Consider the following 15,453-nt stretch of genomic DNA (forward strand, 5'->3'; position numbering starts at 1 on the left):
CGCAATCCTAAGATTAAACCTGCCAGCGGATCGGCGCTTCGCCCCGCTCAAGTAATAATTGATTCACTTGAGAAAAATGCCCACAGCCAAAGAAACCCCGATAGGCCGATAAAGGTGAAGGATGCGGCCCAGTGAGCACTTGATGTTGCGGTGCGTTAATCACTTGACCTTTTTTGATGGCATGACTGCCCCAAAGCACGAAAATAATCGGCTGTGTCTGGCGATTTAATAATTCCAGCGCGGCAGTCGTAAACACTTCCCAGCCCGCTTTGGCATGGGAGTGCGCCTTACCTTGCTCAACGGTTAATACCGTATTGAGCATTAAGATCCCCTGCTCCGCCCATGCGGATAAATCCCCGTGGGATGGAATGGTAAAGCCATCAATATCCGTCGCTAATTCCTTGTACATATTGGCTAAGGAAGGCGGCGGTTTAATACCGCGCTTGACCGAAAAGCATAAACCATGGGCTTGATCTGGGCCGTGATAGGGATCTTGACCAATCAATACCACTTTGACCTTTTCAAGCTGAGTCATAGTAAAAGCATTAAAAACATCGGCTTCGGGAGGATAAACCACTTTTCCAGCCCTACGTTCATTGTCTACAAACGCACTTAGTTGCTGAAAATAAGGCAAAGCCCTTTGCTCATCGATAAATGTTTGCCATGTCGCCTGAGTCACGATTTTACTTCCTCAATTCTATTATCGGGTTAGCTTAAAAGTCCTACTGTGGAATGGCAAGTTTGAAGGTTATGCTTGTCGATAATTGATAAGACTATGCTTGCTGTGTTTCGCTTTAAGACTTTCAATTTAAAACATTCGAATTTAAATGCTATAGTGCGCCCATTCTCGCACAGTCTAATTACGCCATGATGATCCAACATTCTGATAAATTGATGCAACGACATCAAACGGGTTTCACCTTAATTGAGCTTGTGGTGGTCATCATAGTGCTCGGTATTTTAGCGGTAGTGGCCCTGCCAAAATTTATCAATGTGCAGCAAGATGCGCAAATCGCCACAGTCAAAGCCGCAGGCGGTGGCTTTAAGTCAGCCATTAATCTGGCCCGCTCCGTTTGGGCGGTAAAAGTGGGCTCAGGTCCAAAAGAAGACTTACCTGTATTTGGCACGGCGCAATCTGAACAAGTGGATTTCAACGCCTTCGGCTGGCCTGCACAGCACTATATCTTTGGTAATGAAGCCTCACCGTCACTTGATAATGTCGAAGACTGTATCTCGGTATGGGAAGTGTTATTCCAAAATACCCAACCGAGTGTCTCGCGCTTAAATGTTGATGCGACAGAAACCGACTACAAAGCCAGTTATACCAATCCTGGCAAGTGCACTTATTTCTATCGAACAAACGACAAACTCTCGATCAGTTATGACTCCCAAACCGGAGTCGTCATTACCGACACAGATCCCAATAGTTAATGCCTGACGATTCCTTCTTACGTCAATTAAGTTAGAATCGAACTTTAATCTGTTACTTTTTAGAGTGAACGCCATGACCGACACGAGCAACACCACCATTTACGAACTTGCCGATCAGTTTATTGCCTTAGCCAATCAGCTAAGCCAACAAGAAGCAGATGTAGGCAAAGTTGGCACGGCACTGCGTTTTGCCGCGGCACGTTTTAACGCCTTCGAAGCCGCGATTAAATCAGCGGATCTCGGCGCCGAGAAAGAAAGCGCATTAGAATGGTTTAGCAGTGAATTCAAAGAAATGCTAAGTGACAACTTAGACGATCACATCGCGAATCCGCCGATTCTCCAAGAAGCGGTGGCAGAAGAGACCGACAATTCAGTGCAAATGTTTAGAGGCTAAGCACGCCTTTCATGCATAGCGAAAACATAAAAAACGCCATCGATTGATGGCGTTTTTGTTTGTTGAAACAGATGACCTGCAATCAATAACTAAAGCGTGTACACCACGCGGAACGCCAGCAGTATCAATACCACGCCGGACAACTTATCAATTAACCCTGCCTTTTCCCGTAGTTTAGGCAACACGGTTGAGTGGGATAACAATAAAGCGATAAGCGTATACCAAAGCCCATCGACCACTAAAGGGGTAAAAACGATTAAAGCTTTAGCCGTCATGCTGTCGGCCACCATCACGAATTGGCTGAATAACGCGAGGAAAAACAGCATGATTTTAGGATTAAATAAGGAAATGGCGATACCATCACGGGCGGCGGTCAAGGTATCTGTCGCCTCCCCTGCGGCCAATTTAGCTTGCATACCGCCCTTGGAACGCAGCGCCTGAACTCCCATCCAAGCCAGATACAAAGCACCGAGAATCGCAATGCCATTAAAGACTAAGGGCGCCTTTTTAAGTACAACCGCTAAGCCGAGTAACGTCACCAACGCATAAATCCCAATGCCTATCGAATGTGCCCACGCACACACTATGCCCTTGCCCCGTCCACCGCCTAAGGTATGGCGCACCACCATAGCTAAACTTGGGCCCGGCGACATAGCCCCCAAACAACAAATAGCCAATAAACCTAACCATGTACTAAAACTCATTGAACACACCTTACGCCGAATAAAAAGGCCCCTTTGATGTAGATAAACTCTGGGGCCTTAAACTTGCTTGCTATTCTAGCATCGCGCCATTAAGGCGTTAACGCTAATCCATCCATTTGTCGATAAATTAACGGCTATTTAGGATGATAAAAAGCACGGATATCCTTCACTAACTGAGTTAATGATTCGGGCTCAACGTACATCATGTGCCCCGCTTTATAGTAATGCATACTCACACGACTATTATCTATGCCGTTATCGGCAAAGGTATTTTCGGTGGCAAAAAATGGCGTCGCAAAGTCAAAGTAACCGTTGCCGACAAAAATCCGCAGATCTTTGTTCTCACGCTGGGCTTGACCAAGATAAGGCGCCACGTTGACATAGTGCATCTGCTTGCCACTGATATTCCAGTTCCAGCCCCGGTTCACATCAACAGAGAGTACGTTGAAAGGACGGGATAAGGTCACGCCCAAATCGTCATAAAGATATTGATGCATGGCAGCCGTATAGGCGCCATCAATCCCATAACCTGATGGATCATCGTCGGTTGAGTCGCCGCCACTGTCGTAGTCTTTACCTGTGTACCGGCTGTCTAAGCGTCCTATCGTCAAATCTTGCTCTCTGAGCAGCTCCTTAGTGTATCGACTGGCGCTCACGCGCAAATTAACACGATCTAAATAGTGCTCACTTAACCCCGTAAAGCGCGCCAAGCTTTGACGTACCGCTTGATAGGCCTCGGGTGTTAAGCGGCTGCCTTGCAACAACGCGAGGGCATAATCTTTAATGGCAAACTTGCGCGCTTCCTCAATAAAAGCCTCTAGCCCTAAAGCTTTATCCGTAGCGCTGACTTTATTATGGTAAAAAGCCGTCGCCGCCATGGTCGGTAAAAAACCAATGTATGGTTGATTATTACCCGGTTGGTAGCGGGCATGACTAAAATCGAGAATAGATGAAATCAGCATAATTCCATTCACCGAAATGTCGGTCCAACCGCCCTGCAATTCATTAACAAGTGCTGCCGCGCGGGTAGTACCATAACTTTCACCCGCCAAATATTTCGGGGAATTCCAACGTTTATGCTCAATCAACCAGCGGCGAATAAACTCGGCAATTGACTGGGCATCTTCTTTCACGCCCCAAAAGTCTGCACCTTTTTTATCACCTAAAGCGCGACTAAAGCCTGTACCTACGGGATCGATGAACACGAGATCGGACTCATCGAGCACAGAGTAATCGTTTGATTCAATATGATAAGGTGCTGCGCCATCGTCCTTTGCATCCGGCACCACCACACGTTTAGGACCGAATAAGCCCATGTGCAACCAGAGCGAGGCCGAACCCGGACCGCCGTTAAAAATAAAGGTTACGGGGCGTTTGTTGCTGTCTTTAACATCGTCACGTAAATAGGTAATAGAGAAAATACTCGCCAGCGGTTCGTCTTTATCATCCTTTAAAATAGTCTCGCCACTTATCGCTTGATAACTGACTTTTTGCCCTTGAATCGTCATCTTATGCTCAGTTTTGACGACTTCAGGGGCAAGCTTGTCGGCTTTATCTTCGGCCTTTTTGGCGGGTTCGGCATAGCTCAGGCTCGAGCAGAATACGATCAACGGCAACAGTAATAATGACCAAAGCGGCCTAGCCGACGAGCGTCGACGCGATAATAAAGGTGTCATCTTATTTCCTTTTATTTTTGTTATAGCGGTAACTATCATCCTGCCCAGCTTACAAAGACTCAACAGCAGGCGCAAAACACAATTGCAACTGAATGCGTCAAAGGACTGCTTAAATGAAATCCCATAAATTCACGCTGATTTAAGCCGTTAACCGCTAAGATAGGCACGAATCTAAGTCTGTATTCCTTAGCCTCTATGGTTAATAAAGGCACGCCATTCTCCAGCAGGAAGTTTTATGAGCACTATTACTCTGATCAGTATTATCATTCTTTGTCTATTAATCGGCGCTATCTTGCTGCTGATTTGGCAAAGACAAAAAGGAAAAACCATACCGCTGGCGGTGATATTTGTACTGGGATTTTTCGCCTTAGGACTTGGCGCTATTATTGGATTTGTGCATAAAGGCGAGGATTATCAAGCCTATCAAAAACTGCAATGGCACACCTTAGCACCCGAGCAAATTGCGCCTCTGGTTGCCCAAGGCTATATCGTATTTGTCGATATTACTTCAGATTGGTGCACCATCTGCCAAACCAATAAAGCCGAAGTCACCCACAGGGAACAAATTGTGAATGCCTTAATGGCAGACAACATTATCCTGATGCAAGGCAACTGGAGTGAAGCCAACAAAACGATTGAAAGCTATATGCGCCATGAAGGTGTACCTGGTACGCCCTACAATAAAATCTACGGTCCAAGCGCACCCAATGGCATTCTTTTGCCGTCAAAACTCAGTATGAGTGATGTGCTAAATGGCCTTGCTGCCGCACAAACGAATCGCAGCTAACGGAAAAATAACCAATAAAAAAGGCTGCACTGCAGCCTTTTTGCTCACTTCACTTCAATCTATAAAAGCCAAATTTCTTGAAAGGTGGGCTAGAAATCGCTTCTATAAATTGGCTTACCCATTAAAAACGGTAATTTACACGGCCATAGTAGAAGCCACCGTTGTAATCGAATGGCCCACTTTCATAGTAAACGCCACCAAGTTCACCTAAGGTTCCGTCTTTCAGCTTTTGCGCTTTTTGGTCGAATAGGTTATTTGCCCCTACTGCCAGGGTTAAGCCATCAAATAACTCATAGCTCACTTCCAGATCTATGGTGACTGCAGCATCGGCCATTTCAGAACCCCAATCAGAGGTATCGTCAGCATGAGTCGCATAGTACTCACCGAAGTAGTTACCACGCAGTGACATGCTTAATTGATCCCATGACTGCGCCCAGCTTAAGGTTGCACGATGCGCTGGAATACCATCTTCTAAACGGCGAACCTTGCCTTCATCAGTGGTTTCGGGGTCGAATTTATCAACGCTGGTATCGGTCCAACCATAGGCAAGACTGAATTTAGCATTACCCGACAGAATTTCCGCATCATAGGAGGCGACGATATCGATACCTTGAGTGGTAGTATCAAAGTCGTTAGTGTAATAACTCACGCCTTGGATCAACTCAGGGAACTCAACGCCCGCTGCACGTAAAGCATCATAGTCTGCTGCTTTAACATCAATCTTACTCGACTGCGCAATACGACCCTCTACACCAATGTTGTAATAATCGACCGTTAAGAAAAAGTTTTCGTATTCATATACAGCACCTAATGCATAGCTTATTGACTCTTCAGGCTTTAACACTTCCCCGCCATAAAATGCCGCAAGCGGATCGGTGGGTGGCGCAATAAACGTCTGGATCAGTTCACCTTCGATAATCGATGTCTGCGTGTTGACGACGTTTTCTTGACCCACGGTTGGCGCACGGAAACCTGTGCTGTGTGACGCGCGGAACGACAACTCATCCGTTGCGGAATACTGCAATGTCAGTTTGTAATTTAACGTATCACCAAAGGTCGAAAAGTCTTCGTAACGCAGTGCTAAACCGACTAACCAGTCATCACTTAAATAAGCTTCTAGATCAGTATAAATACCGATATTGTGGCGAGAGTTTTTACCCGCAGATTCTGGGCCAAAGCCTTTAAATCCGTGCGCACCAATATTGAAACCTTGGTTAGCATAAGGGCCAGCAATCCACGAGGCTTCATCACCTTGAGATATCTCAAACGACTCATTACGCCATTCAAAACCAGAAGCAAAGCTAATGTCTTCGATGCCGCCTATAGTAATGAAACGCGAGAAGTCTAAGTTAACTGTGGTTTCAACTTGCTCATAGGCACCCGTATCGAAATCAGTCGGCGTGTCTAATCCCAATGATGGATTTAAAGAGTTTTTAAGGCCAAAGCTGGCTTTGTTACTGCCCGTACCGGCACTGAAATCATAATTCCACTCGCCGATATCGCCTTTTACACCAGCGAAGAAAGACATATCTTCAATGGTGCCGGTGAACTGCGGCGTATAGCCACCAGGAAATATCTGGTTCATGGCAAAGCAATTTGGATCGGCAACCATCGCCTTGTAAGCATCAGTATCGAGTATGTTGCCGTCACTTCCATCTGCATTTTTAGGGATAGGCACAGCCGCACAAGTCGACTGAACACCATTAACCGCGCCCACGAGTAAATTCTGACCATCGTCATTGGAATACACGTTGCTACGATTTTGCGGGTAACGATAATAAAAACCACCTACGGCATCGCGGGATGACAGGTTACCAAAGGCATAGGCATGCATATTGGCATTAATGTCTAAGCCTGAGTTGATGAACACTGAGTAGTCATCATTGATTTCAGGATTACCCCATACTTGAGCGGGGTCATTAATCGCTGTATTACCCTGCTCTGCTAAGTTAGCCGCATCGGGACGCTGCACACTTCGACTGGTTGCATCCGCATTTTTATACTGGAAGCTTAAGTTAACGAAGCCATTATCTGTCAGCGGTAAACCAACATCGCCTTCGACTGTGGTTGTGGCACCGTCCCCATCGTAATATTCACCTTGGGTCACTGTGATGGAGCCACCATCGGAATTATCTTTTAAGACAAAGTTCATGACCCCTGCAATCGCATCAGAGCCATATTGCGCCGCAGCGCCGTCACGCAGCACTTCGACTTGCTTCAATGCAGAACCAGGAATAACCGAAATATCAGGACCTTGAGCACCATCGTTAATGCCGCCGCCTTGGAACGCAATTACAGCTGCGCGGTGACGACGCTTACCATTGACTAACACTAAGGTACTGTCGGAAGGCAAACCACGTAAGTTAACGGGACGTACTAAGGTTGCCGCATCACTAATGGGTTGAGCGCGCGAGTTAAACGAAGGTACCGATGTCACTAACATATCAATCATGTCAGTCGAACCATTCTTTTTAAGGTCGTCACTACTAATAATATCAATTGGAACGGGGGAATCGCCGATTGAGCGTGGTGCCGCACGTGAACCAACAACCGCAATCTTTTCCACGCCTTCATTTTTAACAGCAGCGTCTTCTTCCTCAGCCATGGCTTGCGGGCTAATGAAGCTACCAGACAAAGCTAATGTAATCGCCAAACTGACTGCACTTAATCCAAACTTCTGCTTCTTTGAGGTCATCATATTCATCCCAACTGCTTATTATTTTTTTAGAATACCTGACCTGCTTTATGCGATTCTCATCCCTAAACCTTGCAACTACGGTCAATACAAAGTTATTTTTTACATAACAAGAACATTTTTATAACATAAATAAGACAATATCCAATGTTAAATCAGACTTTTGAATGAATATTAGTCATTTCTCTTTTAGATCAGTTTGTTATAGGTAAATATTTTTTAAGGTACTGCATTGGGTAAAAATGCATTTTAGAGTGCTAAAAATGTGATCCAAAATGTCACCATAAAGAGGTAAGTACTCAATAGTTCAATCAAAAACACGATATATCGCGCCATACGACTTAAGGTATACTCAGGCAATACCGCCCAAACCTGAGTACCACAGATGACAAATGAGATTTCGGTCAATAATGAAAAATCGGTAGATAAGCATTTCTTACCGGAAAACCAGTTACTGCTTAACGCTGTCGGTGAAGGTATTTATGGATTTGATTTAAGCGGTAATGCGGTGTTTATCAATCCAGCGGCAGAACGCATGACAGGTTGGAAGAATGAAGAGTTACTGGGCAAAAATATCCATAACTGCCATCACCACAGCCATGCGGATGGTAGCCATTATCCCCAAGAAGATTGCCCGATTTACAACACCTTAAAGGATGGTATTACCCGAGAAATCACCCATGATGTGTTCTGGCGTAAAGATGGCAGCAGCTTCCCCGTGTATTACAGTTCCACCCCCGTTTACCGTGATAATGAACTGATTGGCGTAGTCGCGATATTTCGTGACATTAGTATTCAAAAGCAAACAGAGCAGTCACTACGCCAAGCATTGGCGCAAGTGCAGGCGCTCTCGGAGCGACTCGCCTCGGAGAATCATTATCTGCAGGCTGAACTTGCTGACAAAACGGGTGATGTGGATATTTCGGGCGCCAGTAGCGTGATCCGCCACATGATCCAGCAATTGCATATGGTGGCCAATACCGACAGTACTGTGCTCATTTGTGGTGAAAATGGCACAGGAAAAGAGCTCGTTGCCCGTAACTTACATCAACTCAGTCGCCGCAAAGACAAGCCGATGATCAGCGTCAACTGCGCCGCATTTTCGGCATCTTTGTTAGAAAGTGAACTCTTTGGTCACGAGAAAGGCGCATTCACCGGTGCCACCAGTCGCCGTAAAGGCCGCTTCGAACTTGCTCACCAAGGCACACTGTTCCTTGATGAAGTGGCAGAACTCAGTTTAGAAGCCCAATCAAAACTACTGCGGGTCATCCAAGAGCAATCCTTCGAACGCCTCGGAGGCAGCGAAACCATTCACGTGGATATTCGCTTGGTCGCCGCCAGTCACCACGACTTACTCAAGCGGGTCGAGCAGGGATTATTTCGGATGGATCTCTATTACCGCTTGAATGTATTCCCTATTCAAGTGCCACCACTGCGCGCGAGGATCGAAGATATCCCCGAACTCGTCAGCCATATACTGCACAGTTTGAATCGTAAGTTAGGCAAAAAAATCCGCGGTGTGAGCCAAAAAGGGCTGCAAAAGCTCATGGCTTATACATGGCCGGGCAATGTGCGCGAATTGCAAAACATCCTCGAGCGCGAAGCCATTCTATCCCAAGGCGATATTCTGCAGATCCATGCGATGCCGAGCAACAACCCCTTAGCTCAAGCCCAAGGCCAAACCTTAGCAGAAGCGGAAGCCTTGCATATAGAACAGACTCTTAAACGCTTAAACTGGCGAATATCCGGTCCACTCGGCGCGGCGAATGTCTTAGGCGTTCCGGCAAGTACACTGAGATCGCGGATGAAAAAACTGGGGATCCAACGTCAATCGAGTGAAATATAACTCAAACCACACAAGCTAAAAACGCGATATATCGCCAATGTGTGATATATCGTGACTACCACTTAGCTCGCACTATAAAATAACCATATATATCATAAGGTTGAATCAGTTAAAACTTGGCCTAGCGCTTGCTATAGGGAGGCGAATCTTATTTAAGCCGTTAGGACCCTTTATGCCCAAGAGCGAAGTTACCCCCAATTCTCCAAGTGTGAATAAGAGTGTGAACGCGAAACCTTCCTCAGTCGAGCTGCACATTCCGATTAAAATCCTCTCCAACGAAACTGCAACAGGGAGCAATACGCCCTCTGGCAACATCCATTTTCGTGAGCAGAAAGGTGATTTTCAGCGCCTGCGAACCATGATGAATAGCCTGCTGATCGTGTTGTTTTTCGCCCTGCCGTTTATCTCAATCGATGGCCGCCAAGCGATATTGTTAGATATCAGCCAGCAACAGTTTTTCTTCTTTGGCATCACGCTATGGCCGCAGGACTTTACCCTACTCGCATGGATTTTTATCGCCGCCGCCTTCGGTCTGTTCTTTATTACCGTATTCTGGGGCCGCGTTTGGTGCGGTTATCTTTGCCCACAAACAGCGTGGACCTTTATCTATGTGTGGATAGAAACGCGCATCGAAGGCAGCAGCAACAAACGCAAGCAACTCGACAAAGCGTCCTGGTCTGGCAGCAAAATCGGTAAAAGAAGCACCAAGCACTTACTTTGGGGTCTCGCCGCCCTGCTCACCGGCTGTGGTTTTATCAGCTATTTCATTCCCGCCCGCGAACTCTATATCGACATATTGACGGGCAATGCCAGCTTTTGGGTGACAAGCTGGGTCTGGTTTTTCGCCATTTGTACTTATCTGAATGCGGGCTGGATGCGCGAGCAAATGTGTCTACATTGCTGCCCCTATTCACGTTTCCAAGCTGTAATGTTCGATGCCAACACTAAAACCGTGACCTATGATGCACAGCGCGGTGAATCCCGCGGCCCGCGTAAACGTAAGCAAGAAACCAATCTCAGAGGGAGTAATCTTGGTGATTGTGTTGACTGTAATTTATGTGTCGAAGTCTGCCCAACTGGGATAGATATTCGTAACGGCTTGCAATATGAGTGCATCAACTGCGGTGCCTGTGTCGATGCTTGTAATGAAACCATGTTGAAATTCGATTATAAACCGAACCTTATCGGCTACATGAGTGAGAATGATCTTAAGGGAGTCAGCTACTCCTATTGGCGCTCGCCGCGATTTTTAGGCTACGGCGCAGCGGTCGTGATCATGCTGATAGTGATAGGTTTAGATTTGAATAGCCGCAGCGAGATCCAGCTTAACGTGATCCGAGACCGTCAGAGCCTGTACCGCGAAACGGCTGACAATAAGATTGAAAATACCTATCAGTTGAAGATCCGCAACAAAACGCAGGACACTAAGCAGTATCAACTCGCTGTTGACAGTGAAATGCCCTTCAGCTTGATTGCCGATCCTATTATTACCTTGGCAGCGGGCGAACAGGTGGATTATCCCGTCACTGTATTAGCCGATAAGGATGCCATCCCCTCGGGGCGCAAAATGATCCAATTCTCGGTGACGGATGTGAAACAGCCAAGCCAGCAAGTGAGTCAAGAAACTGGATTCTTCAGTCCCTAGGCTTTTAGCGGTTAATATCGGTAACCGTCTACATTAACCGCTAAATCGGCGCTTGGGGAGTCAACCCAAGCGCCGTTCTAAATCAAACACTCATCCCCAAAAGACAGTGTGTTTCTTGCGATATCTTTAGCGCTTCTTCGTTCAATAAAATCCAATCTTAGGCATCTATTAGCAGTGGCTGCAATCCATCTGTTATTCGACGTTACGCAAAATAAGCTTAAGCAAAAGCAAATTGAATTCTTATAAACATACCCATTACAAAATCTCGAATGCTCTCCACTCACGCACTATTAGTGCTTTATCGATGACACGATAATTACGCTATCCTTAACGCCTAAGCTTTAGAGTAAAAATACTATTTGTTACATAAAGATACCGTTATTGGCATAGCGATGTTTTTCGCGATAAGCATTGACCTCTAGTGCTAACACCCTCTAATCTAAACACCTGTTTAACTCCAGAATAATAACAACTAATAAACATCATCTTTGAGGTAGTTCAGCATGGCATACGATCAAGACTCTCAACTCAAACTAGACTACTCATCACTGGTCGATCTGATCGAGAAAACCAGCCTGCGTTATGGCGATAAACCCGCCTATGCCTGCCTTGGTAAAACCAGCAGTTTTAATGAGATAGAACGCGACTCTCGTTACTTTGCCGCCTATTTACAGAATAAGACCACACTCAAACCCGGCGATCGCATCGCCATTCAATTGCCCAATATCACCCAATTTGTCATCGCGGCCTACGGCGCAATCAGGGCAGGGCTAATCCTTGTTAACACGAATCCTTTATATACCGAGCGCGAGCTTATTCATCAGTTCAATGATTCTGGTGCTAAAGCGCTCGTGGTGTTATCCGACCTATTGCCGACCTTGGCCAAAGTCATCGACAGTACTCAAATAGAACTCGTCATCTCCACCCATCCTTTAGATTTGATAGATCCGCATGTGCAACCAAAAACAGGGCTTAAGAATGTCGAGTTTTGTCAGATTTTAAAGCAAGGGGCTGACCTTCCCTTTAGCCGATTTATCTCCAATCTCGACGACCTCTCGGCGTTGCAATACACAGGTGGCACGACAGGATTATCGAAAGGTGCCATGTTGACCCACGGCAATATGCTCGCCAATGCGGCGCAGGTAAAATCCCGCATCGCGAGCGTGATCACCGAAGGGGAAGATATCTTTGTTGCGCCACTGCCGATTTACCACATTTATGCGTTTATGGTGAACTTAGTGCTGTATTTCGAGTGCGGCGGTTGCTCGGTATTAATTCCAAATCCACGGGATATTAGTGGCTTAATTAAGACACTCGCCAAATACCCCTTCACGGGATTTGCAGGCCTCAATACCCTGTTTGTCGCCCTATGCCATCAACCCGAGTTTAAGGCGCTGGACTTTAGCCACTTAAAAATCACTATCTCTGGCGGCACTGCACTCACTGCTGCAGCGGCGAATATTTGGCAACAGACCACAGGCAATATGATCAGCGAAGGTTATGGATTATCTGAAACCTCACCAGTGATTTCACTCAATGCGCCAGGTTATCAAAAGCTTGGCACTATTGGTAAACCTGTGATTGGCACTGAAGTTAAACTCTTAGATGAAAACAACCTTGAAGTTCCCTTAAGTACAGCGGGTGAATTAGCCGCGCGTGGCCCACAAGTGATGCGAGGTTATTGGAATAATCCGCAGGAAACCGCCAACGCTATGACTCCTGAGGGTTTCTTTAAAACCGGTGACATTGCCATAGCAACAGCGGAAGGTTTCCATCAAATTGTTGATCGCAAAAAGGATATGATCATAGTCTCAGGCTTTAACGTTTATCCCAACGAGGTGGAAAACGTGCTGGCGAGCCATCCAAGTGTGATCGAATGCGCCGTGGTGGGAGTAAAAGATGAACACTCGGGCGAAGCGGTTAAAGCCTTTATCGTGCTCAAGGATGATAGCCAAGATCATCAACAGGCTAAAGAGGCCATTCTAACCTATTGCCGAGAGCAATTGACCGCCTATAAATTGCCAAAAGTCATTGAATTTATGACGCAATTACCTAAGAGTACCGTAGGTAAAATTCTGCGCCGCGAGCTAAAAGATAAGGCTTAGAGACCGCACTTAAAGTGCAGTACTTAAAGTGCCGTACTTAAAGTGCCGTACTTAAAGACAAAGCTGATTAACAAAGCTTAGCAACAAAAGCACAATAAAAGACCCAGTGAGCTAGCTTGAGCGTTTCGGCTAGCAACTGGGTTTTATTTTACCTAAATTGTCTCATTCAAGGCGCTGGCATTGGCCTCTTCGGTTAACAATTGCAGACTGGCAAATTCACGATATAAGGCATTGGATTGCATCAACTCTTGGTGGCGTCCGCAGGCAACAATCTCGCCCTTATCGAACACAAAAATCCTATCGGCATTGATTACCGTCGATAAGCGGTGGGCAATAATCAAGGTGGTTTTACCCGCCATCAATACGTCCAGCGCTTGCTTCACTTTCTGCTCGCTTACCGCATCTAAAGCGCTGGTCGCTTCATCGAGTAACAATATCGGTCTGTCGGCTAAAATCGCCCGTGCAATGGCGATCCGCTGTTTTTGCCCACCAGAAAGCCGCACGCCACGCTCACCTAAATAGGTTTGATAACCGTCAGTAAACTCGCTAATAAACTCGTGGGCACGGGCTGCAATACAAGCATCAATCACTTCTTGCTCAGTCGCATCGACTCGGCCATAACGCACGTTTTCAAGTACGCTGGTCGCAAAAATCACTGAGTCCTGCGGCACCAGAGCAAACTGCGCCCGAAGGTCATGTGGCAGAAGCTTAGCAATATCAATTCCTTCCAGTCGAATACTGCCAGCGCTAGGCACATAAAAGCGCTGCAATAACTGGAACAAGGTACTCTTACCCGCGCCACTTGGGCCGACTAAGGCGACCCGCTCACCCGCGGCAATAGCCATATTGAGCTGTTTTAGCACTAAGGCATCATGCTCTGGATAGGCAAAGTTGAGTCCTTCTATGACTAACTCGCCACTGACCTTGGCGGGTAAAACAATAGGATGAGTTGCAACGGGAATATCCACTGGCGTTTCAGCCAGTTCAATTAAACGCTCGGCGGCGCCAGAAGCCCGCTGAATTTCGCCGATTACTTCGCTAATGGTCGCCACAGCGCCTGCAACCATCACAGCGTAAAACATAAAGGCGGATAACTCGCCGCCCGTCATCTTACCCGCCATCACATCGTGGGCACCGACCCAAGTCACCATAGCAATCGCGGCGATACTTAAAAACATCACGGTTGAGATCAGCAAGGCACGGTAACGGATCCGCCCGCTTGCCGCAGACATCACATCTTCGACGCGGGTATTGAATAAGCTACGGTCTTTATCTTCATGACCATAGGCTTGTACCGTATGAATTTCATGAAGTGTTTCATCCACATAAGCGCCGAGATCGGCAACCCTGTCTTGGCTTTCTCGCGCCAGTGTACGCACTTTACGACCGAAAAAAATCACCGGTCCCAACACTAAAGGTACGGCCAACAACACCAGCAATGTCATCTTAACGCTGGTGATCCCCATCATCACCAAACCACCAAGTACCGTCACACTTGAGCGCAATGCCATAGATAAACTCGAGCCCACCACGGTTTGCAGCAAGGTAGAGTCGGCGGTAAAACGGGAGATCACTTCGCCGGTGCGAACCTTAGCGTAAAAGGCGGGCGAAAGTTTAAGCAGTTGATTGTAAACAGTTAGACGAATATCGGCACTGACCCGCTCGCCGAGCCAAGTCATTAAATAGAAGCGGCAAAACACCGCTGTGCCACTGACGGCGGTAATTCCGAGCACTAACAGTATGATTTCATTCAGCCGCTGCGCATTGTCACGCACAAAGCCTTCATCAACCATTAAGCGCACACCTTGGCCCAATGATAGCCAAGCGAGTGACCCAATCATCAAGCAAATAATCGCCGCGACGACTTTCAGTTTGTAGGGTTTAAGAAACCCCATAATCCAAGGCAATACCGATCTTTGCTGCGCCGAGGTTGGTTTAACCTTCGAAGCATCAGCGCTTATTGTAGGCGTGACTGGAATTAACTTTTCAGGCAATGGCTCTGCGCCCGCTTTAATGGGGTTTGGTGATTTGGTTAATTCGACGGTCGGCTCTGTCACGGGTGATATCCTTCGGTAGGGAACGGCAATTCAAGCATAACATTCACCTGAACTGGGTATCAGCAAGCCGTTAACCGCGCAGCTTTGCTTAAAGCATATCAGTGAGATGCTAC

Annotated in this window: 11 protein-coding genes; 6 read left to right on the forward strand and 5 right to left on the reverse strand. The window is 46.7% G+C overall.

Features of this window, described 5'->3' with window-relative positions; genetic code table 11:
* Window positions 1-13: 13 nt before the first annotated feature.
* Window positions 14-679: a uracil-DNA glycosylase gene (ung, locus tag Q4Q46_RS02365; RefSeq protein ID WP_311889539.1), complete on the reverse strand. Its 666-nt coding sequence runs from the start codon at window positions 677-679 to the stop codon at window positions 14-16.
* Between the two features lie 188 nt (window positions 680-867).
* Here ung and Q4Q46_RS02370 point away from each other — a divergent pair, with 188 nt between their 5' ends.
* Together Q4Q46_RS02370 and Q4Q46_RS02375 are read left to right on the forward strand one after the other, a co-directional pair.
* The gene (locus Q4Q46_RS02370; protein WP_012588380.1) at window positions 868-1,431 is read left to right on the forward strand and encodes a prepilin-type N-terminal cleavage/methylation domain-containing protein; all 564 of its coding nucleotides are present in this window, start codon (window positions 868-870) and stop codon (window positions 1,429-1,431) included.
* Between the two features lie 73 nt (window positions 1,432-1,504).
* On the forward strand, window positions 1,505-1,825 hold the full coding sequence (locus Q4Q46_RS02375; RefSeq protein WP_311905113.1) for a DUF3144 domain-containing protein: 321 nt from the start codon (window positions 1,505-1,507) through the stop codon (window positions 1,823-1,825).
* Between the two features lie 89 nt (window positions 1,826-1,914).
* On the opposite strand, the gene Q4Q46_RS02380 is transcribed toward Q4Q46_RS02375, so the two are convergent.
* Together Q4Q46_RS02380 and Q4Q46_RS02385 are read right to left on the reverse strand one after the other, a co-directional pair.
* Window positions 1,915-2,529 carry a LysE family translocator gene (locus tag Q4Q46_RS02380; protein ID WP_311905114.1) on the reverse strand — a complete coding sequence of 205 codons (615 nt, stop codon included), beginning with the start codon at window positions 2,527-2,529 and terminating at the stop codon, window positions 1,915-1,917.
* A gap of 134 nt (window positions 2,530-2,663) precedes the next feature.
* Window positions 2,664-4,205 carry a S10 family peptidase gene (locus Q4Q46_RS02385; RefSeq protein ID WP_311905115.1) on the reverse strand — a complete coding sequence of 514 codons (1,542 nt, stop codon included), beginning with the start codon at window positions 4,203-4,205 and terminating at the stop codon, window positions 2,664-2,666.
* A 235-nt stretch (window positions 4,206-4,440) separates the two neighbouring features.
* On the opposite strand from Q4Q46_RS02385, the gene Q4Q46_RS02390 reads away from it, so the two are divergent.
* A complete protein-coding gene (locus Q4Q46_RS02390) occupies window positions 4,441-4,992 on the forward strand; it encodes a thioredoxin family protein (RefSeq protein WP_259567396.1) in 552 nt (183 codons plus the stop codon).
* 121 nt (window positions 4,993-5,113) lie between these two features.
* Here the strand turns inward: Q4Q46_RS02390 and Q4Q46_RS02395 are convergent, their stop codons facing one another.
* Complete coding sequence (locus Q4Q46_RS02395; RefSeq protein ID WP_311905250.1) at window positions 5,114-7,690, reverse strand: TonB-dependent receptor plug domain-containing protein; 2,577 nt, start codon at window positions 7,688-7,690, stop codon at window positions 5,114-5,116.
* 382 nt (window positions 7,691-8,072) lie between these two features.
* Between Q4Q46_RS02395 and Q4Q46_RS02400 the strand changes: the two genes are divergently transcribed.
* The 3 genes from Q4Q46_RS02400 (at window position 8,073) to Q4Q46_RS02410 (ending at window position 13,283) form a co-directional block, all read left to right on the forward strand.
* Window positions 8,073-9,533 carry a sigma-54 interaction domain-containing protein gene (locus Q4Q46_RS02400; protein WP_311905116.1) on the forward strand — a complete coding sequence of 487 codons (1,461 nt, stop codon included), beginning with the start codon at window positions 8,073-8,075 and terminating at the stop codon, window positions 9,531-9,533.
* A 172-nt stretch (window positions 9,534-9,705) separates the two neighbouring features.
* Window positions 9,706-11,178, forward strand: a complete 1,473-nt coding sequence (ccoG, locus tag Q4Q46_RS02405) for a cytochrome c oxidase accessory protein CcoG (protein WP_311905117.1) — start codon at window positions 9,706-9,708, stop codon at window positions 11,176-11,178.
* A 503-nt stretch (window positions 11,179-11,681) separates the two neighbouring features.
* Window positions 11,682-13,283: an AMP-binding protein gene (locus Q4Q46_RS02410; protein WP_259520666.1), complete on the forward strand. Its 1,602-nt coding sequence runs from the start codon at window positions 11,682-11,684 to the stop codon at window positions 13,281-13,283.
* 152 nt (window positions 13,284-13,435) lie between these two features.
* Here the strand turns inward: Q4Q46_RS02410 and Q4Q46_RS02415 are convergent, their stop codons facing one another.
* Window positions 13,436-15,340 (reverse strand): ABC transporter transmembrane domain-containing protein, encoded by a 1,905-nt coding sequence (locus Q4Q46_RS02415; protein ID WP_311905118.1) that lies wholly within the window; start codon window positions 15,338-15,340, stop codon window positions 13,436-13,438.
* Between the last annotated feature and the right edge of the window lie 113 nt (window positions 15,341-15,453).

This window comes from Shewanella vaxholmensis (assembly GCF_031932135.1).
Taxonomy (GTDB): domain Bacteria; phylum Pseudomonadota; class Gammaproteobacteria; order Enterobacterales; family Shewanellaceae; genus Shewanella; species Shewanella hafniensis.

Coding starts and splice junctions, on each gene's coding strand:
- Q4Q46_RS02370 (WP_012588380.1), top strand. CDS start 868: ATGATGATCCAACATTCTGATAAATTGATGCAACGACATCAAACGGGT.
- Q4Q46_RS02375 (WP_311905113.1), top strand. CDS start 1,505: ATGACCGACACGAGCAACACCACCATTTACGAACTTGCCGATCAGTTT.
- Q4Q46_RS02380 (WP_311905114.1), bottom strand. CDS start 2,529: ATGAGTTTTAGTACATGGTTAGGTTTATTGGCTATTTGTTGTTTGGGG.
- Q4Q46_RS02385 (WP_311905115.1), bottom strand. CDS start 4,205: ATGACACCTTTATTATCGCGTCGACGCTCGTCGGCTAGGCCGCTTTGG.
- Q4Q46_RS02390 (WP_259567396.1), top strand. CDS start 4,441: ATGAGCACTATTACTCTGATCAGTATTATCATTCTTTGTCTATTAATC.
- Q4Q46_RS02395 (WP_311905250.1), bottom strand. CDS start 7,690: ATGATGACCTCAAAGAAGCAGAAGTTTGGATTAAGTGCAGTCAGTTTG.
- Q4Q46_RS02400 (WP_311905116.1), top strand. CDS start 8,073: ATGACAAATGAGATTTCGGTCAATAATGAAAAATCGGTAGATAAGCAT.
- ccoG (WP_311905117.1), top strand. CDS start 9,706: ATGCCCAAGAGCGAAGTTACCCCCAATTCTCCAAGTGTGAATAAGAGT.
- Q4Q46_RS02410 (WP_259520666.1), top strand. CDS start 11,682: ATGGCATACGATCAAGACTCTCAACTCAAACTAGACTACTCATCACTG.